General features: G+C 44.6%; 14 protein-coding genes. 9 read left to right on the plus strand and 5 right to left on the minus strand.

What is annotated here, in order from left to right:
- Nucleotides 1-139: 139 nt before the first annotated feature.
- Nucleotides 140-1,969 carry a WG repeat-containing protein gene (locus tag VIN08_RS08655; protein WP_331963207.1) on the minus strand — a complete coding sequence of 610 codons (1,830 nt, stop codon included), beginning with the start codon at nt 1,967-1,969 and terminating at the stop codon, nt 140-142.
- A 290-nt stretch (nt 1,970-2,259) separates the two neighbouring features.
- Nucleotides 2,260-3,396: a DinB family protein gene (locus VIN08_RS08660; RefSeq protein WP_331963210.1), complete on the minus strand. Its 1,137-nt coding sequence runs from the start codon at nt 3,394-3,396 to the stop codon at nt 2,260-2,262.
- A 154-nt stretch (nt 3,397-3,550) separates the two neighbouring features.
- On the opposite strand from VIN08_RS08660, the gene VIN08_RS08665 reads away from it, so the two are divergent.
- The 7 genes from VIN08_RS08665 (at nt 3,551) to VIN08_RS08695 (ending at nt 14,745) form a co-directional block, all read left to right on the plus strand.
- Entirely contained in the window at nt 3,551-3,892 is a 342-nt protein-coding gene (locus VIN08_RS08665) for a hypothetical protein (protein WP_331963212.1), read from the plus strand.
- Between the two features lie 486 nt (nt 3,893-4,378).
- A complete protein-coding gene (locus tag VIN08_RS08670) occupies nt 4,379-7,453 on the plus strand; it encodes a TonB-dependent receptor (protein ID WP_331963215.1) in 3,075 nt (1,024 codons plus the stop codon).
- Nucleotides 7,454-7,488: 35 nt separating this feature from the next.
- Nucleotides 7,489-8,886 carry a RagB/SusD family nutrient uptake outer membrane protein gene (locus VIN08_RS08675; RefSeq protein WP_331963218.1) on the plus strand — a complete coding sequence of 466 codons (1,398 nt, stop codon included), beginning with the start codon at nt 7,489-7,491 and terminating at the stop codon, nt 8,884-8,886.
- A gap of 94 nt (nt 8,887-8,980) precedes the next feature.
- Complete coding sequence (locus VIN08_RS08680; protein ID WP_331963220.1) at nt 8,981-10,150, plus strand: glycoside hydrolase family 88 protein; 1,170 nt, start codon at nt 8,981-8,983, stop codon at nt 10,148-10,150.
- A 53-nt stretch (nt 10,151-10,203) separates the two neighbouring features.
- The gene (locus VIN08_RS08685) at nt 10,204-11,376 is read left to right on the plus strand and encodes a DUF4861 domain-containing protein (RefSeq protein WP_331963222.1); all 1,173 of its coding nucleotides are present in this window, start codon (nt 10,204-10,206) and stop codon (nt 11,374-11,376) included.
- A 10-nt stretch (nt 11,377-11,386) separates the two neighbouring features.
- Nucleotides 11,387-12,562, plus strand: a complete 1,176-nt coding sequence (locus VIN08_RS08690; RefSeq protein WP_331963225.1) for an alginate lyase family protein — start codon at nt 11,387-11,389, stop codon at nt 12,560-12,562.
- A gap of 113 nt (nt 12,563-12,675) precedes the next feature.
- Nucleotides 12,676-14,745, plus strand: coding sequence for a M13 family metallopeptidase (locus VIN08_RS08695; protein WP_331963228.1), 2,070 nt, complete (start codon nt 12,676-12,678; stop codon nt 14,743-14,745).
- A gap of 47 nt (nt 14,746-14,792) precedes the next feature.
- Here the strand turns inward: VIN08_RS08695 and VIN08_RS08700 are convergent, their stop codons facing one another.
- On the minus strand, nt 14,793-15,119 hold the full coding sequence (locus tag VIN08_RS08700; protein WP_331963231.1) for a hypothetical protein: 327 nt from the start codon (nt 15,117-15,119) through the stop codon (nt 14,793-14,795).
- 47 nt (nt 15,120-15,166) lie between these two features.
- Complete coding sequence (locus VIN08_RS08705) at nt 15,167-16,066, minus strand: AraC family transcriptional regulator (protein ID WP_331963234.1); 900 nt, start codon at nt 16,064-16,066, stop codon at nt 15,167-15,169.
- A gap of 302 nt (nt 16,067-16,368) precedes the next feature.
- Here VIN08_RS08705 and VIN08_RS08710 point away from each other — a divergent pair, with 302 nt between their 5' ends.
- The gene (locus VIN08_RS08710) at nt 16,369-17,070 is read left to right on the plus strand and encodes an ankyrin repeat domain-containing protein (protein WP_331963237.1); all 702 of its coding nucleotides are present in this window, start codon (nt 16,369-16,371) and stop codon (nt 17,068-17,070) included.
- 243 nt (nt 17,071-17,313) lie between these two features.
- Here VIN08_RS08710 and VIN08_RS08715 read toward each other — a convergent pair whose 3' ends face one another.
- Nucleotides 17,314-18,249: a DUF6624 domain-containing protein gene (locus VIN08_RS08715; protein ID WP_331963240.1), complete on the minus strand. Its 936-nt coding sequence runs from the start codon at nt 18,247-18,249 to the stop codon at nt 17,314-17,316.
- A gap of 127 nt (nt 18,250-18,376) precedes the next feature.
- On the opposite strand from VIN08_RS08715, the gene VIN08_RS08720 reads away from it, so the two are divergent.
- Nucleotides 18,377-19,975, plus strand: a complete 1,599-nt coding sequence (locus tag VIN08_RS08720) for a DUF6377 domain-containing protein (protein ID WP_331963243.1) — start codon at nt 18,377-18,379, stop codon at nt 19,973-19,975.
- Nucleotides 19,976-20,002: the final 27 nt, after the last annotated feature.

Here is a 20,002-nt window from a genome sequence, read left to right on the forward strand (position 1 = left end):
TGAAGACGAAGTCTTTATAAAGCAGATCGCTGAAAAATAGTTTATATAGCCTGGAGCGATCTGGAATTGGTCCATATGAAAGTATAAATGATTAATAAGTCCGGGTAGATTTTTTTTAGTATAAGCGATCTGTTATATACTAATCATTATACGGATCCATAATGCCATGCGGATAGTATGATTCTTTTCGCCAAAACTGGCCCGGATTTATACTGCCTTCATATTCATTACTATATATTGTGACTGTATTTTGTTCACCGCGTTTTTTCGGTCTGTCTATATAGGTAAGTGCAATGCGAAGCCGGGTTTTGATATCGCCTTCGTATACAGGTGTTGTAAATTCCCAGTAATTATGGGCATCCAGTGTTAACGTGTGGTAACTATTGCCACACCAGCTGCTGGGTAAATATTCAATATCCCTCCATTCGCCATTGGTATCGCGTGCCTGCACCAACATATACAGGCGACTGTCTTGTGCATCAAACAGAACGGATTTCTTCGTTGCATTAACAATATATACTGCTATACCGGGGTAACTGCCAATGGGTCGTTTCTCGTCAGGCCGCACAATAACATGGAGACCGCTCTCCGGGAAATGATTTCCCTTCGCTACTTTTTTGGGAGAATTGTCGGAACCACCAAATCCACCCAAATCGTTTTTATGGCGCTTGGAAAAAGCACAGAAGTAGCCACGATTCATAAAGTCGATATTGAAATTGACAGATTGATTTTGTTCGCCAGATTCCTGCCAGATAATTTTACCTTCCTTGTTGATATAGGTAAACTTTCGGTCTATCACACAAAAAAGTAGTCCGTTACGAAAACCTCTCGAGTCATATTGTTCTAATTGGGGTTCTATTATTATGTTACCGCTGGCATTGGCAACACCGGTAAGTGTTGTATTATTTCCTGTAAAGAAGAAATAATCTTCTATCATGCCGGGAGGTTCTATAGAATTGAATGATGGTTTGATGGTGAAGTTGCCCGATGTATCAATGCGCCCCCACTGATCATTTACTTTTACAAAGGCGAATCCATCTTTAAAGCCGGGATCGAATACATCCTGAAAAACAGTTTTTGTTACAAGCGCTCCCTGGGTGTTGATGAGGTAACTTTCCCAATTGTCATTTTTAACAAAGGCACGGTTATCATAAAAATCACTGGCGTATTTATAGGTTGTATCGTTAATAATGATCTCGCCATTCAGGTTGATATATCCCATATAACTCTTCTCGGTAGTAAACGAAGTTCCGTCTTCTTCCGGCAACCAATTTTTATACAGGTGTATATTTGCTATTCCACAAGACAGGTTGTCTCCGATCCAGGAATTATTTCGATGATCTTTGGCCAGCACCAGAGTATTGTTACGATCTATAAATCCGGTTTGTGCTGTAAATCCTTCAACAGAATCCCATGGCTCTGCCGGTATCTCTACTTTGAAATAGCCATTGGCATAATCTCCAATCTCTTTGTATCGGCCGTATGGTACAACAAAGTTGCCGAGTGAATCGATAACTCCCACTTCAAGGTTTTTCTGTATCCCTTTTTCTTTATCACTATAGAGATGATGATGGATACCTTCTACAACAGCCACGCCCTTTACAAAACTGTTGATTTGTGAATAAACTGTATCAATAAAAAGCTCTCCTTGCTTATTGATAAATCCGGATTTCTTACTGGCGGTTCGCACCATCGCTCTTCCGTTTTTAAAAGATGTTGCATGCGGAAAGGAAAAAGCAAAAGCAGGTATACCCTGGCGATTGATAAAGAAAGGCCGACCGTTTTTATAAACCAGCGCGAGCCCTTCTGCAAAAGGTAAAGCATAGTCAAACTGAGGTTGAATCACGAAGTTGCCGGTTCTGTCTATATATCCGTAGGCTCCATGGATACGGGCAGGGGCAACTCCCTCGGAAAATTCACCTGCATTCAAGAATATAGGTTTAATAATCATGACGCCCGATGCATCCATATAACCTATCTTGTTATACTCTTTGACTTGAAAAAGAGCATTGTCTGCAGAATGAATCGGTTGGCCGTAGCAAAGGCGGATAACAAGTATACATGTTATCGATAATAGATGTCTCATAAAATTGATAGGTAGGTTGCCGATGTAACATTACAAAAGTCTCCTCAAGGGAGTTTCTTTCTATAATGCATACCGGTAAGGATAGTAACGAAGATCGGTTAGATATATTATTTAGAAAGCCGGTTAACATAGAACCCTGGTCTTCTTATCATCCGATATATACTATACATACACTACTGATCCCGCTCTACCTTTATCTGCTGTTTTTCTTCGCGCTTGGGCAGCCGCTTTTTCATTAACAGAATTTGGCCGAGGTGACTGGATTGATGTTCCATAACATGGAACCAGCAGAAATGATTATTGATGTCGGCTCCGGGACGTTCCTGTGCAAGCCATGCATCATTGCGCTTCTGTAACTCCTCAATGGTCTTCTTGCGTACTTCCCGATATATAGCAAGATAGTAGTCGATATCGTGTCCTTTAAATTGTTCGCGGGCTTCTTCTCCCAGATCCAGTGCTACCTGCCACTTCTTTTTTTCTTCTTCATTAAATTCGCGGTTCTCGAAAGTATATACCTGGTAATATGCTTCGGCTGCAGCAAGGTGCATAACCAAAGCTCCTATGCGATTGGCTTTGTCGTCCATCAGGTAATCGGTTTCTTCCTGGTTCAGTAATTTTACTGCATTCTCCACGCGCGAACTCAGATTGTTCAACATCGTAACTAATGTACCTATCTGCGGTGTAAATCCTTTTACCGGACCGATCAGGTAGGTAGTGTCGCGTTGTATACCTTTTCCCTCAACAAGCAGAGAATATTTACCCTGTGTTCCTTCCGGTGCCGCGGTATATGTAAATTCTTTTACACGCACAGGCGTTGTTGCATTTGTACCTTCACTCCAATCGGGTATAACATTTTTGGCAGGCTGCGATTCAAAGCTTGCGTTCTTTACAGGAGCTTTTTGAAATTTACCGGCATCGTTCTGCACGAAGAACTCAAAATTGTCAAAGTAAAATTTCCCATTGTTTTGGCACAGTCCTCCAAAGTATATCTTGTCTGCATTGGCATCCATCTCGCCTTCTACAATATACGTGCGCCATTCCGCTGCGCGTATAGGCCGGGCCGACATGTTTTCGAAAAAACCTACTTCACCATTTTTATTGTCAACCCGAACCCATATACCAGCACTGGAGGTGGAGTCGGCAGTGATAACCCTGGCAGATGCTGATACTTTAAACTTCACTTTCTTCTTTAAGAATGATGCATCGGCCGATTGAAAAAATGAAGTCCAGTTACGGGAGATCTCTTTAGGTTGTGCATACACGTGACTGGCAATAATAGCAATGACGGTGGTGATGATAATTTTTTTCATGGTGGGGAAGGATGATGTTCAACGTTTAAAAATTTATAGATGCTAAGTTAACGAAGGATTACTTCGCAGAGATGTGTGTTACGTTTGATTTTGTCGTGCACTTTTTGAATTACTCATGAATTTACAGTAGCTTTCTTTACTTAACTCCACGAATATGAAATATGGAATGATCGGTATCTTCATTATAGCTTCTTGTTTGTTTGCAAAAGCACAAGATAGCACTGCCACCAAACTGGCTGTGCGGCAATCTTTCCAACCCACTCTGCATCCTCAGCCACTTTATGTAGTGAACAACGTTGTAGAAATTCCGTACGATAGCCTGAAGAAGATTGATCCGGATAAGATCAAATTTATTCAGGTGTTAAAAGATCAGGAAGCCATCAAGCAATATGGAGAGAAGGGCAGGAACGGAGTAGTGGTAATCATTACAAAAGATATAGGTAACGACAGGCCATCTTTCTCAGATGAGTTTCAGAAGAGTCGAAGCAAGCACTAGAGGCTGAAAGCTAAAAGCGTAAAGTAGAAAGTGAGTTTGGGATATACTCCTTATGCTTTTTGCTTTCAACTTTAAGCTCTCAGCTATTGGTGTATTATTAACAGTTAATCATCACGCTTACCGCGCAGTACGATATACATTTCTGTTGTTGCTGCATATAAATCATCTATTCAAAAAAAATTTTTATTGCACAGATATTGCGCAAAACCTGTCTCTCGAAGACTCAAAACATAGGCAGAATATACCCCTCGCAAGTCTCCTTCCAGTGTGTGGATCTATAGGGAGATTTACTGAAATCACGCACTTTTTCAAGGATACTTTATATACTGCGCAAACGGTTGAGAATTGTTGCGCAAAATCACAACATCGGTTTGCAATCGATGTTTCACCATGTTAGAGCAGTAGGGGAAGTAAAAAGTGATTACGTCATACTCTATATGGCAGTACTCTATATCCTGTCATGTATAACCCAAACAAAAAGCGTTTATGACGAAAGCTCTACTCAATCGCAAAGCCTGGCTATCTCCGCTCTTAGCCTTGCTTTTATTGATCCCAGTTGTTGTGCAGGCACAGAACCAAACTATAACAGGTGTGGTAATGGCCGATGACAATTCTCCGCTACCGGGAGTATCTGTGTTGGTAAAGGGTACAACGGTTGGTACCGTGACCGATGCTGACGGTAAATTTTCGATCAGTGCTTCTCCCTCCAGCACACTCGTGTTCACTTTCATTGGTATGAAAACCCTGGAAGTAGCCGTGAATAACCAGTCTACAGTTGATGTTGTTATGCAAGGCGACATCTCACAACTGGATGAAGTTGTTGTTGTTGGTTATGGTACTCAGAAGAAATCGGATGTTACAGGTTCTGTATCATCGGTAACTGCGCGCGACATCAAAGCTATACCAATCACTTCTATGGCGCAGGCTTTACAAGGTCGCGCGGCCGGGGTGCAGGTATCGCAGGCATCGAATGCACCTGGTGGTGGTGTTACCATTCGTATTCGCGGAGGTAACTCTATACAAGGTGGTAACGAACCGCTATATGTACTCGATGGATATCCGATCAGCAATGAAAACGGTCCGAATATAAATCCGAACGACATCGAGTCAATGGAGATATTGAAGGATGCATCTGCCACCGCTATATATGGTTCACGTGGTGCAAACGGTGTGGTGATGATCACTACCAAAAGAGGTAAGCCTGGCAGAAACACATTGCAGTTTGAAACATACTATGGCGTGCAAAAAGTGCGTAAGCAACTCGATATGCTCGATGCAACACAACTTGCTACGCTGGTAAATGAAGGTATAGCAAACGTCAATGCCGATAACGTAGGCAAACCGGGCTTCCCGAAAGCTCCTGCTTTTACAGACGATCAGATCGCAGCACTGGGTAAAGGAACTAACTGGCAGGATGAAATATTCCAGTCGGCTCCACAGCAAAATTACCAGCTATCATTTTCCGGTGGCGATGATAAAAATCAATACTATATATCCGGTAACTATTTTAACCAGGATGGTATCGTAGTAAACTCCGGTTTTGAACGCGGTGCTGTCCGTTTCAATCTCGATCGCCAGATCAACGATAAATTCAAACTGAGCACAAGCTTTGTAGTAAACCGCACAGTAACTAACCTGATCGCTTCAGATGGTGACGGTGGTAGTGGTGCCGGTGTAGTATATGGGGCGCTTAACTTTTCGCCAACCGTGCCGGTATATAATGCGGATGGTTCCTATACCATTGATAACCGCACGGGTGGTATAAAGATCAGTAACCCCGTAGCACTGGCTAAACTTACTACTAACAGAAATACAGCACTTCGTTTATTAGGAACTATATCCGGTGAATATACCATTATAGAAGGGCTTACCTTGAAAGTATTGTTCGGCACAAACCTGTCGCAGGGCAAGATCAACACCTATATACCTCGCACGGTATATGCCGGTGTAGGAACTTCAGGAACGGCAACGATCAACAGCTCACAATATGGTGAGTGGCTGAACGAAAACACGCTTACCTATAGGAAGACTATAAATGATAAGCACAGAGTTACAGCACTGGTAGGATATACCTTGCAGCAAGCACACAACGAAGGCTTCCAGGCCAATGCACAAAATTTTGCAAACGACATTCTTACCTATAACAACCTGGGAACTGCCCAGCAAACCAACCCGGGCTCTTCAAATGCGGATGACTGGGGATTGCGTTCTTACTTAGGACGTGTAAACTATGACTACGATGGTCGTTACCTGGTAACATTAACGGGTCGTGTAGATGGTTCGTCACGTTTTGGTGCCGGTAACAAAAATGCATTCTTCCCTTCCGGCTCTGTTGCGTGGAGAATTTCCAATGAGCAATTCATGACGAACGTATCGGCAGTAAGCGATCTGAAACTTCGCGTGAGCTATGGATATACCGGTAACCAACAGATTCCACAGTATCAATCACTGGGTGCATTGCAGCCGCAGAACTATAACTTTGGTAATGCACTGAGCATCGGTTTTTCTCCTAACCGTATTGCGAACCCGAACCTGAAATGGGAAACCACCGGGCAGCTTGATATAGGATTAGATATAGGGCTGATCAACAACCGCGTTCAGATCACCGCCGATGTATACCAGAAGAAAACAAAAGACCTGCTATACAACGTGTCGCTGCCGATTACCAGTGGCTATAGCACATCGCTGCAAAACATTGGTAAAACACAGAACCGCGGAATTGAATTTGCCGTGAGTACAGTGAATGTTGATAAAGCTTTCCGTTGGACCACCAACTTCAACATCTCGGCAAACCGGAACAAGATCCTTGATCTCGGCAGTGTAACTGGCGATATACCTTCCGGTGGCGCCAGTGGTCACTTGCAGCTTTCCAACTCCGGTATTCTGCGTGTAGGCCAGCAGATAGGTGTGTTCTACGGATTAATAACCGATGGTATATTCCAGAACCAGGCAGAGATAGATGCTTCGGCACAGAAGACTGCCAAACCAGGCGAACGCCGTTTTGTAGATGTAGTGCCCGATGGTGTGATCAATGCCAGCGACCGTGTTATACTCGGCCATGCACAACCAAACTATATCTTTGGTTTTACAAATAACTTCTCCTACAAGGGCTTTGATCTGAGTATATTCTTCCAGGGTGTGCAGGGTAACAGTATATTTAACATAAACCGCTTCGAGCTCGAATCACTCACCGGAGTGAGCAACCAGTCGACAGCCGTGCTTGATCGCTGGACGCCTACTAACCCGAGCAATACTATACCACGTGCTACATCGGTGGGGTATCCTTACCAGGTAACCAGTCGCCAGATCGAAGATGGATCGTATGTACGTATGAGAAATATTCAGCTGGCCTATAATTTCCCGAGTGCATGGCTGGAGCGTTTCAAAATTACCAATGCCAAACTATATGTGAGCGGACAAAACCTGCTCACGTTTACCAACTACTCGGGCTTTGATCCGGAAGTGAGCCGCTATGGTCAGGACAACCTGAGTCTGGGTACAGACTATGGAAGTTACCCTACTGCCAAGATGTACCTGGTAGGATTGAACCTTGGTTTTTAAGTGAGGTATATACAAGAACAAATGATTAGCAACGTATGAAAAAGTTACTATATATAGCAGGTCTTGCGTTCGGGATATTCTCCTGCAATGTGCTGGAAGAAAATCCCCAGTCGTTCATATCACCTGTAAATTTCTATAAAACAAAGAGTGATGCACTGGCTGCACTTACTGCGGCTTATAACCCCGTTCAACAAAACGGGTTCGTATCACGTAACTATGTTATTCTCGGAGAGATCCCTACCGATAACATGTTCCCGCTGAGCAACAATGCAGATCGTGTACAACTCGATAACTATGTGCAAACACCGCAGAACGTAGTGGTGCGCGAAACATGGCAGGACTTCTTCCTGGGTATAACACGCAGCAATATTGTTATAGATCGCGTCCCATTGATCTCGATGGATGAAACGCTTCGCAACCGTATCGTGGCAGAAGCAAAATTCCTCCGTGGATTTTATTACTTCCAGCTGGTGCGCCTCTTTGGTGAAGTGCCGCTGATCACACACGAAGTAGCATCGCTCGATCAGCTCACCTATCCGCAGCGTTCATCTGTAGAAGATGTATACCAGCAGATCATTACCGACTTCACTGATGCTGAAGCTGTATTACCTGCTACCTATGGCAGCGCAGATTTAGGAAGAGCAACGAAAGGTGCAGCAAAGGCATTCCTCGCCAGTGTATACCTTACACGCAAGGAGTATGCAAAAGTACTGGAGAAAACAACCGAGCTGATGAACCCTTCATCGGGCTATGGTTTGTGGGCCGAGTATAAAGATGTATTCCTCATCGCCAATGAATATGGCAAGGAGTATATATTTGATGTAAACTATGTAGGCGGTGCTTCCGGTGGACAAGGTGGCGGATTGATCGCTTTCTTTGCACAGGAAAATAACCCCGTGCAAGGCAGAGGATTCGGTTCGTTCCAGCCAACACCGGAACTATATAGCAGCTTCGATCCTGCTGATAAACGCCTGCCGGTATATTTCACAAAAGGTACCGACAACAAATACTACTGTAACAAGTGGGTGGATGCTACATCTCTTACAGCAAATACTTCGGGTAATAATTATCCGCTGATGCGTTTTGCAGAAGTAGTGCTGGCCCATGCAGAAGCCTATAACAAACTCAATCAACCGGTAGATGGTAACGAAGCATACGAAGCAGTAAACAGTATTCGCCGCAGAGCTGGTCTGCCGGATTTAGCAGGTCTTACACAAGATGCGCTTCATGCCGCTATATTAAATGAAAGAAGACTGGAGCTTTGCTTCGAAGGACAACGCTGGTTCGACCTGGTGCGTACCGATACATTTTTACCGGTGCTAACAGGAAAGGGATACGCAGCAACACAGAAAGATATGCTGATGCCCGTGCCACAGTTTGAGATTGACCTCAACACCAGTCTCAAACCACAGAATACAGGCTACCCGCAATAATTCTAGTCATATTGGTTAATTTGGTTCAAAAGAAGTCCGTGGTAGCACGGCTTCTTTTTTTCATTCTGTAAAAATCCTATAGTATAGATCGCTTATGAATGCACGCAAAATTATACTCGTACTTTTTATCGCAAGCGCATTTGCCTTTGCCGCCAGGGTAAAGCTGGATGTAGCGAAAGATTTTGAAACAATAGCCCGGCAGTTAACAAACAGTTTGAAGACGCACACCGATGTAACGCGCTTTCCGCGTTCAACAAAACCGGATGGTTCGCTCCATGCTGTTCCTTCGCGCGATTGGACCAGTGGCTTCTATGCCGGCAACCTGTGGTATATGTACGACTATAGTAAAGATAAAAAATGGGAAGAGGCCGCACGACAATGGACTGCCGGACTGGAGAATGAAAAATTCAACACGCATACACACGATCTGGGTTTTATACTGTTCTGCTCCTTTGGTAATGGCTACAGACTTACACAAGACCCTGCCTATAAAGATATACTTCTGCAAGGTGCGCGTTCATTGAGTAAACGCTTCAATCCGAAGACCGGTACTATACGTTCGTGGGATCATGGTAAATGGCAGTACCCGGTAATTATCGATAACATGATGAATCTCGAATTACTCTTCTGGGCAACAGCGATGAGTGGCGATTCAAGTTTCTATAAGATAGCCGTAACACATGCCAACACTACGTTGAAAAATCATTTCCGTGCCGATAACAGTAGCTATCACGTTGTAGACTACGATACACTTACCGGTAAAGTAATTGCCCGTGTAACACACCAGGGATATGCTGATGAATCTGCGTGGGCACGCGGGCAGGCGTGGGGCCTCTATGGCTATACGACAACCTATCGCGCTACAAAAGATAAACGTTACCTGGAGCAAGCTGAGAAGATCGCTGCCTTTATACTTCACCATCCGAATTTACCGAAAGACAAAATTCCTTACTGGGATTACAATGCACAGATTCCCAATGAAGAGCGCGATGTTTCGGCTGCGGCGATCACAGCATCGGCTTTACTGGAATTAGGCGGCTATGCAAAGAACGGTGAACCTTACAGAAAGGCAGCCGAAGAAATTCTGATTAATCTGAGCACACCACAATACCTGGCAAAGGTTGGCACCAACAACAATTTTATACTGATGCACAGTGTAGGGCATAAACCCGCCAAGTCGGAAATAGATGTACCGATCATATATGCCGATTATTACTATATTGAAGGATTGTTGCGTTATGATCGGTTGAAGAAAAAGAAATAGAGTATATATATAGCCCGGTATAAAAACTGTGAGTGATTTTATAAACAGCAAATATGAAACGAATCAGTATAATTCTTTTGGCATGCGTTGTGTTCTCCTGCGGGCGCACAGGTAAAGAGGTATCATTTACAGTAAAGAACAGCTTGCCATTAAAGAGAAATGAAGTGGTAACTATATCGGCCGCGCATTTAGCCGCCTTTACCGATGAGGAAAAGAAATCGGTAAAAGTACTCGATGAAAACGGAGCACCCCTGGAGCAGCAGTTCGTAGACAGCAATGGCGATAGTATATCCGATGAACTTTTGTTTGAAGCTATATTTGATAGCGGGCAACAACGCAGTTTCAAACTGGCGGTTACGGATAAAATTCCTGCAGCAACCGAGCAGCGCACCTTCGGAAGATTTGTGCCGGAGCGTATTGACGATTTTGCCTGGGAGAATGAACTCGTAGCATTCAGAACATACGGACCCGAAGCACAACGCCTCGTAGATGAACATGAAAAGGGCGGCACACTTTCCAGTGGTCTGGATTGCTGGCTGAAGCGCGTATCATATCCGGTGATTGATAAATGGTATAAGAAAAATACAGATGGAGGTTCCTATCACAAAGATGATGGCGAAGGATACGATCCGTATCACGTAGGGGCGAGCCGTGGTTGTGGAGGTATAGGCGTATGGGTACATGACTCGCTCTTTGTATCGAAGAACTTTACAACGTACCGGGTACTGGCCAACGGACCACTTCGCACTACCTTCGAGCTTACCTATGCTCCGTGGGCAGCGGATGGAAAAACTGTGAACGAAAAGAAAACGATCTCGATCGACAAAGGAAATCAACTATATAAAGTAACAGTACATATAGACAGTGCCGATGCATTGCCTAACTGCACGATTGGTATAACCTTGCACGAGAAAACAGGTGCCACAAAAGCAGATAGTACCAAAGCGTGGTTTCGCTATTGGGAGACTATAGATGATTCGGAGATCGGTACGGGCGTAGTAATTGATCCTGAATATGTAATCGGTCACCTGGATTATCGCACAACGAAAAAAGATCTCAGTCAGCTATATGTTATTACAAAACCTCAGCAAAACCAAGTAATATACTATACCGGGTTTGCCTGGAAAAAGGCAGGTATACTCACCACGCCTGAAGCATGGGATCAGTACCTGACCGATTTCTCTGCGCGTATAGCCTCGCCACTGGAACCGGTGTTCGCTAAATAGTATATATACCATGCGCCTGTATATCCGTTGGCGAAATATAGCAGCCTGCTTTGTGTTACAGGTTATAGCGCTGCATAGCTATGCTCAGTCGCGCGAGGAAGTAAAGACTGTTTTGCGCGAGCAGGTAATGCAGGAAGCCTCCTGGGCAATGGCGCAGCAGCCGGTAACAGTAACGGCTTCCGTGTGCGAACGCAGTGCTGGTGGTAAACACGATTTTTATTCGGAAGGAGATTATTGGTGGCCGGATACTACTAATCTGTCCGGCCCCTATATTCAGCGCGATGGCATGACGAACCCGAACAACTTCACTGCCCATCGCGAAGCCATGATTCGCTTTAGCAGGATTATAGGAGCGCTCACATCAGCCTATATACTTACACACGATAAAAAATACCTGAACCATGCTATAGCGCATCTCAAAGCCTGGTTTATCAATGCCGATACACGCATGAATCCGAACCTGCAATATGCACAGGCTATAAAAGGACGAGCCACCGGCAGGGGCATTGGTATAATTGATACCATACATCTCATCGAAGTAGCACGGGGCATTGCTATACTGGACAAGGCAGCTATACTGGACGGCAAAACAAAAGAAGGATTGATACAGTGGTTTAGTGATTACCTCACATGGCTTACTACACATGCCTATGGTAAAGATGAGATGAACGCTAAAAATAATCACGGCACATGCTGGGTAATGCAGGTAGCGGCATTTGCAAAACTTACCAACAACGAAACGTTACTTGATTTTTGCCGCGAGCGCTATAGGAGTGTTCTGCTTCCAGAACAGATGGCACAGGACGGCAGCTTCCCGCTGGAGCTTAAACGCACCAAGCCCTACGGCTACTCCATCTTTAACCTCGATGCCATGGCCACGGTCTGCTATATTTTGTCGGACAGTAAACACGATCTCTGGAATTATACTATAGCGGACGGACGATCGATCCGTAAAGGAATTGAATTTTTATACCCCTATATAAAAGACAAATCACAGTGGCCTTATCCGCACGATGTGATGTACGATGAGTACTGGCCCGTGGCACAGCCCTTCTTATTTTTTGGAGCACTGGTATTTAAAAAGCAGGAGTGGTTTGACGTGTGGAAGCACGATGATCACCAGCCGCAGAATGCGGAAGTACTGCGCAATCTGCCCATAAGGCACCCGTTGCTTTGGCTCGAATAGAGCGTAATCAAATCTGCTGAGCGCTCTTCAATGCAGTAATTTGCCTTTTACATAATATCCGGAATAAGATGGAGCGGCACATCTTATTTTGAAAGGTATTAACCTAAACCATTATGACGTATTTTCTTATAAGTAGCTGCAAAAAAGCCTGCACCCGCACGCTTCTGTCCGCAGCCGTTATTCTGTTAAGTATAGCTGCCCATGCGCAGCAGGAAAAAGCCACCAAAGCAAAAGTTATAGACCCGGCCAACATGGACTTTACCACCAGGCCCGGCAATGATTTTATGCAGTATGCCGGAGGTGTATGGTTGCAAAACAATCCGGTGCCCGGTAAAGAAACGCGGTGGGGAAGCTTTACCATTCTTCGTGATTTCAACGTAAAGGCTATACGCGAAATATTGGCCGAAGCTGCTGTTGATAAAAAAGCAACGCCTGGCTCTGTAAAGAAACGCGTAGGAGATTTTTACGCTGCGGCTATGGATAGCCTGGCCGTTGAGCGTGCCGGTTTTACTCCTGCACAACCAGACTTTGTTCGCGCCGGTGCAGTAAAAAGCAGAAATGAAATACTGAATGAAATTATACAGCAGCGTACGCAGGGGACTGGCAATCCGCTGTTTGGATTTTTTATAGCACAGGATCGTAAGCATCCCCAGGTAATGGTAGTACAACTCGCACAAGGCGGTACATCGATGCCTGATCGTGATTATTACCTGAAGAGTGACCCGCGCACACAAAAGATACAGGCTGCTTTTCAAACCTATATCATTTCATTGTTTACCCTTGCCGGTGAACCGGAAGCAACCGCTAAACAAAAAGCAGAAACTATATTTGCATTCGAGAAGAAACTGGCTTCTGCACAGATGACGCGGGTAGAAATGCGCGATCCCTATAAAACCTATAACAAGTTTTCATTGGGAGATTTCAGCAAGAAGAATCCTTCTTTCGAATGGCCGGAAACATTAACCAAGCTGAAAGCCGGTGGTCAGGATAGTATACTGGTAAACTCTCCGCGATTCTTTACAGTTGCCGATAGCTTATTGAAGAATGCTCCCGTAGCAGACTGGCAAACCTATCTGCAATGGAATATACTTCGTTCAGCTGCACCGTACCTGAGCAAGCCATTTGTAGATGCAAGTTTTGCCTATACACAAGCGCTTACCGGACAAAAACTTCAGACACCTCGTTGGCAGCGCATGTCGTCACTCACCGATAATACCATTGGTGAATTGCTCGGCCAGCTATATGTAGAAAAACATTTCAAGCCCGCTGCGAAGGCACGTATGGATGAGATGATCAAGAACCTGGTGAAGGCATACGAGATACGCATCAAGAACCTGGAGTGGATGAGCGATGTAACCAAACAAAAAGCGCTCGATAAACTAAAAGCATTTACTCCTAAAATTGGTTATCCGGTAAAATGGAAAACATACGAAGGGCTTGATATCAGCAGTCAGGCGTTCTTCCAGAATTTACGCAATGCACAGAAGTGGGCATATAACGATATGGTGAGTCAGCTTGGTAAGCCGGTGGATAAGACACGCTTCGCCATGACGCCTCCTACTGTAAATGCATACTATAATCCGGTAAACAACGAGATTGTATTCCCGGCAGGTATATTACAATATCCGTTCTTCCATCCCGATGCAGATGATGCATTTAACTACGGGGCTATTGGTGCCGTGATTGGTCATGAGATATCACACGGCTTTGATGATTCCGGAAGTCAGTATGATAAAGATGGTACATTACGCAACTGGTGGACAGCGGATGACCTTGCTAAATTTAAAGAGCGCGCCAAAAAATTACAGGAGCAGTTTGATGCGTATACCGTGTTAGACAGCCTGCACGTAAATGGTAAACTTACCCTCGGAGAAAATATAGGGGACCTCGGTGGATTGAATGCTGCCTACGAAGCTTTCAAGATGACAGCACAGGGTAAATCCAACAAGAAGATTGATGGTTTTACGCCTGATCAGCGTTTCTTCCTGGCGTGGGCACAAGTATGGAGAAGTAATATCGTTGCTGAATCTGCAGCACAGCTGATCATTACCGATCCGCACTCTCCGGCAGAGTATCGCACCGTTGGTGCACCGGTAAATATGGATGCCTGGTATAAAGCCTTTAACATTCAGCCGGGCGATAAACTGTATAAGAAACCGGAAGATCGTATTCGTATCTGGTAAGCGATAGTATCGCGTATACTATATATACTACCTGGTAGAACTTCTCACTATAAATGCTCCAGGCGTTTGTAGTGCACTTTGGTAATAAAGTGAACGAGTTCTACCAGGTATGTTTTTTGTAAGTGGTCGGTAAATATATAGTCCGACTTCTTTTCTTTTTTGATCTTCCGCAAGATGCTCACAAGTTCCTGCTCCTGTTTGTCGCTGAGCGTATAGGTATATTTGGTTTCGTCAGGAACGTAGAGCGAACAAAGGTGCTGTTGTGTTTTTACCGGCAGCGAGTCTTTATGAAACTGATACGTGATCGCAGCGCTGATCTTACCGGAAGAGTGGCTGATGAAGTAACGATCTTCTGTTTTCTTTAGCGTGAGCATGACGATGCGGTCTGGGCGATTCCTTTCATCACTGTATAGTTTTGGTGTTACCCTCTGTAGGCAGAAGGAGTAACCTTTGTATGTTTCTTGAAAAAGTGATTGAAATGCGCAGGCTCTTCAAACCCGAGGCAATAGCTGATCTCCGCTATATTCCAGTTAGTGTGCTTCAGCAATACTTTGGCTTCGCTGGTGAGGCGATCGAATATATGATCGCTCGTGGTTTTTCCGGTGGTTAATCGTATAGCACGGTTCAGGTGATTAACGTGTACGGAAAGTTGTTCAGCAAAGTCGCGGGCCGAGCGAAGTGTAAAACGTTGCGTAGGCGACTCGATCGGGAACTGTCGTTCCAGTAATTCGGCAAACACCGCGGTGATGCGGGCATTGGCATCCGTATGCTGATATAGCGTTTCCGTAGGCTGTATCTTGATTGCGTAGTGAATGATCTCCATGATATAGTTTCGCAGCAGATCGTATTTATATACATAGTCAGAGCCGATCTCTTCCAGCATCTTGTCAAATATACTACTCACATATTTGTCCTGCTTTTTGTTCAGTAGAAAGCTCGGCTTGTTGCCCGGTATAAACATGGGCAATGCGCTTATACCCCCGCGAAGGCGTTCCGTGAAGAAAGCCTCTTTAAATATAGCGAAGAACCCGGTAGGCTCGGGCGTGAGTTGCTCGAAGGTATACGGCACATGCGGATTAAAGAAGATCAGCGAAGTACCGGAAACCTCCAGGCTTTTATCGGCATAATGGTATATATGGTTGCCGCGGATGAGGGCAACCTTGTAATAATCGCGCCTGCTATATTTCGGAGCCTCTTTGTTGGGGCCCATGCAGTCTTCCAGCCTGAACACGTTAAAGTGCCCTATATCCTGCCGCAGGTTCTCCGGCATCCAGTTAAACTTCTGTCTGTAAAAATCTTCCAGTGTTTCTGTTGTGGCCATGGTATATAGATAGAGGTTGTTTGATTTTTTCAATGCAAAGGTAATGGGGTGTTCTCCATGTCGGATTGCTACATTCAAATGGATACTTGTAAAATTCAAACAATTGCAAAATTGTTCCCACAGATTTCACGGAATTTCACAGAAAAAGGCAAATGCGTTTTTCCACACTCCGATAGCTATCGGAAGCAGATCAGCACAATAAAAAAATCAGTGTTAATCTGTGTATTCCGTGGGAGATTTTTGCATTTATTCTGCGTACATCCGCGAGATCTGCGGGAGATTTATTTTACGTACATTCAACTATGAATAAATTTGTGCGACTGATCAAAACACTGGATCCGATCAGGATAGAAGACCTGCTTCGAAAAGAACCGGAGTGGACGACCTGGTCAGAGCCCGATGGCAAAAACGGATTGCATTATCTCTGCGCACTCGCTATTGCCGGCAATCCCGAGAAAGTCAGCAACAGTCTGAAGATTTTAAAGTTGTTATTGAAGAAAGGAGTGCACATCAACTCCGTTCATCGTATACCCGATCCCGGCTGTGGATATTTTCCGGCAACACCACTGTGGTATGCCTACGCCCGCGGACGAAACGAAAAACTTGTTCGCTACTTGTTGTCAAAAGGAGCCGACCCCGAGCATTGCATGTTTGCTCTTACCTGGAACGATGATGTAAAGCTTGCCAAGCTATTTTTGAAACATGGCGCCACCATAGACGACACCAGCACGACAACCGATACACCTTTTCTCGGAGCCTGTAACTGGAAACGCTTTACTATAGCAGAATGGTTTTTGAAGAACGGAGCGGATGTAAATGCTACAGATTCCGATGGCAACACCGCATTACACCACGCTGTAAGAAAAAAGTATAAAACAGAACACATTGCACTACTGCTTCGCTACGGTGCCGACTATAACAAGCCCAACAAGCAAGGTATATCTGCCAAACAACTTGCAGAGTCCAACCACCAGCGCAAGATTCTAAACCTGTTTCAAGTCTGAACAGTTTTATAGTATATATTAAGGTACCAAAAAAATCTTCCAGCATGTTCAACTGGGCCTCATTCAATCTTTGGCCTGGCAAGGGCATGCGCGGATTGGATGCAGACCAGGTGGAACATGCGGGGCCCCGCGGCCCGGGAGCGGGCTATGAAATGTGCTAAAACAAGCAAAGCGAATAAACCTATCTTACAATCCGAAGAAGATTTCCTTTCCTAGAGGATTCAGCAAATATATAGTTCACCGCTACTTCGCACTCTTCTTATACTCCTCTACATTCCAAACAATACCCCAGCTCTGTGCATAATCAGCGAGTGGTGGAAGCCCCATAGAGGCTCTTCGTTTATCTACATTGTCAGGGTCTTGAAGAGGTGATATATAGTATTTGCCGGTTTCTTCATTCAAACCAATCTGGCTGCCATATATCTGCTTGCCGCCCGTGCGCAGCGCTACACGATCTTCCAGCAGTGCAAGCGATCTCGCTTCGGCATTACCTTTCTTTACAGCATCGCGCATCATCGGTAAATATTTCTGCTGCACAGCAATGTTGGAGTGTTGAATAACCAGGAAGAGTGCTTCATTGGCAGAAGACCCTATTTTATCTTTACCCACCCAGCCGTATTTATCGAGGATCGCTATAACCTTTATCTGGTTTATACTGTCGATGCGATGAATTATTTTGCTGACACTATCAACTTTGGGATTTTTATAGCCATGCGTATTGATCAATTGCATAAAGACACTGCGCTGTGCCTGGTCTTCTTCTAAAATTTTCAGCAGTTCCTGTTGCAGCGGCTTGTTGTAATGACTTTCTGTTTCATCTACTTTTTTCTGGAGCTTCGCCACAGTTTTATTCCATTGCGCATTTGTATATAGCGACTTGAGATCGGTATCTGATTTCAGGTGATTGATATTGAGCCATCCATTGTCGATAGCAGCATTCAGGTATTGAAATGCTTCCGTTGTATGTCCGCTCAATGCAGCCGAGCATGCACCGTTATAGAGATGCGTAGCATTATTTTTTCGCTGGCGAAATGCCTGTCCATAATACCGGGCAGAAACTTCATAACTCTTTGCCTGGTAAGCCGAGTCGCCTTTGGCAATGAGCACATCGTATGTCTGTGCCACGGTAGTGGTACACGCCAGAACATATACCGGGATAAGAACCAATAACCTGAACATTTTGTCTGAATTAATATTTTAAACCACTAATTTGGTTCACGAGTATAATTCTTTCTCCGGAAGAACCCTGCTGGTTCCATAAAATTCACGGAGATTTATTTATATCGTACCTGAACTCCCTTGGCGTATGCGTGTACTTCTGGCTATCATGTTTTGTTTTATATCGGTCACTTTCAGCCTGGCTGCAAGTGCAACGGATAGTTTATTCCAACAACTTGAAAATGCCATTGGCAATCGCGAAGCTATTACAAAAGAAAAGATATCACGTATCAATCATTTGCGCGACCTCGCAGCGAAGACGCCTTACAACAACCGGTTCGATCTATACCAACAATTATACCAGGAGTATAAATCATTTATATACGACTCTGCTTTTACCTATGCGCGTAAGCTGCAGATGCTGGCCTATCACTTACACGATACACCCAAAATTTCGCAGGCCAAAATACAGCTTGGGTTTGTGCAGGTATCGTCCGGTTTATTTAAAGAAGCGATTGATACGTTGAAAACCATCCATGCGCGACCGCTACCGGAAAGTTTGCGTGCAGATTTTTATTACCTGATGGCCCGCACGTATTATGATCTTTGTGATTTTAACCGCGATGATTTTTATAGCAGGCAGTATACCACCATGGGCCACTCCTATATGGATTCGGCCATGGCACTGCTCAATCCTTCTTCTGAGAAATTTCTTTTATATAGTGGTATCAAAAATGTGCGGCTCCGGCATGTAGATGTTGCACGCGAAGCATTTGAGCGCATGATGAAGAACTTTCAGCTTGATGATCGCGACCTGGCCATTGCTGCCAGTACATTAAGTTTTATCTATCAATATACCGATCAGCCACAGCGAGCAAAAGATATGCTGATCGTAGCTGCCATTGCCGATATACATGCATCAACCAAAGAAACACTCGCCATGCTGAACCTGGCAGATATACTATATAAAGAAGGAGACATTGAGCGGGCTTATCAATATGTAAAGATTGCGATGGACGATGCTAATTTTTACGGAGCGCGTCATAGAAAAGTACAGGTGGCAGCCGTGTTCCCCATCATTGAAGGCCAGCGCCTGCGCACACTTGAATCTCAACGCAAGGCACTTATACTATATGCTTCGGTTATTACCATACTCACAATACTCACCATCACCTTTGCTGTAATCAGCTATAAGCAATTTCAGAAGATACAGGCAGCGAAGAAAATTATATCCGAAGCCAACGACAGTTTGCAACACACCAATCACCTGTTGATGGATGCGAACAAGATCAAGGAAGAGTATATCTGGTATTACTTTATGGCCACGGCCGATCACATTACCAAATTGGATGCGCTGAAAAAATCGCTGGAGATAAAATTGCTCACCAAAAAACTGGAAGACATCCGCTTCATTGTCGACTCTATTAATATAAAGCGCGAACGCGAAGAACTCTATAATAACTTCGACAAGGTATTTCTGAAACTCTTCCCCGATTTTGTTACCGCGTTCAATTCCTTGTTCAAGCCGGAAGACCAGGTGCATCTGAAAGAAGATCAGTTGCTCAACACCGAGTTGCGAATCTTTGCACTCATCCGCATGGGCATTCATGATAATGAGAAGATCGCCCGCATCCTCGACTATTCTGTCACCACGATCTATACCTATAAAACACGCCTTCGCAACAAGTCGACCGTGGCCAATGACGAGTTCGATCGCCAGATCATGGGCATCCGCGCTATCGGGTAGCCCTCGCGTTAGTCTGAAACAGTTGAG

It is taken from the genome of Ohtaekwangia sp. (assembly GCF_036568665.1).
GTDB lineage: Bacteria > Bacteroidota > Bacteroidia > Cytophagales > Cyclobacteriaceae > Ohtaekwangia.

Coding starts and splice junctions, on each gene's coding strand:
- VIN08_RS08655 (WP_331963207.1), bottom strand. CDS start 1,969: ATGGATGCATCGGGCGTCATGATTATTAAACCTATATTCTTGAATGCA.
- VIN08_RS08660 (WP_331963210.1), bottom strand. CDS start 3,396: ATGAAAAAAATTATCATCACCACCGTCATTGCTATTATTGCCAGTCAC.
- VIN08_RS08665 (WP_331963212.1), top strand. CDS start 3,551: ATGAAATATGGAATGATCGGTATCTTCATTATAGCTTCTTGTTTGTTT.
- VIN08_RS08670 (WP_331963215.1), top strand. CDS start 4,379: ATGACGAAAGCTCTACTCAATCGCAAAGCCTGGCTATCTCCGCTCTTA.
- VIN08_RS08675 (WP_331963218.1), top strand. CDS start 7,489: ATGAAAAAGTTACTATATATAGCAGGTCTTGCGTTCGGGATATTCTCC.
- VIN08_RS08680 (WP_331963220.1), top strand. CDS start 8,981: ATGAATGCACGCAAAATTATACTCGTACTTTTTATCGCAAGCGCATTT.
- VIN08_RS08685 (WP_331963222.1), top strand. CDS start 10,204: ATGAAACGAATCAGTATAATTCTTTTGGCATGCGTTGTGTTCTCCTGC.
- VIN08_RS08690 (WP_331963225.1), top strand. CDS start 11,387: ATGCGCCTGTATATCCGTTGGCGAAATATAGCAGCCTGCTTTGTGTTA.
- VIN08_RS08695 (WP_331963228.1), top strand. CDS start 12,676: ATGACGTATTTTCTTATAAGTAGCTGCAAAAAAGCCTGCACCCGCACG.
- VIN08_RS08700 (WP_331963231.1), bottom strand. CDS start 15,119: ATGCTCACGCTAAAGAAAACAGAAGATCGTTACTTCATCAGCCACTCT.
- VIN08_RS08705 (WP_331963234.1), bottom strand. CDS start 16,066: ATGGCCACAACAGAAACACTGGAAGATTTTTACAGACAGAAGTTTAAC.
- VIN08_RS08710 (WP_331963237.1), top strand. CDS start 16,369: ATGAATAAATTTGTGCGACTGATCAAAACACTGGATCCGATCAGGATA.
- VIN08_RS08715 (WP_331963240.1), bottom strand. CDS start 18,249: ATGTTCAGGTTATTGGTTCTTATCCCGGTATATGTTCTGGCGTGTACC.
- VIN08_RS08720 (WP_331963243.1), top strand. CDS start 18,377: ATGCGTGTACTTCTGGCTATCATGTTTTGTTTTATATCGGTCACTTTC.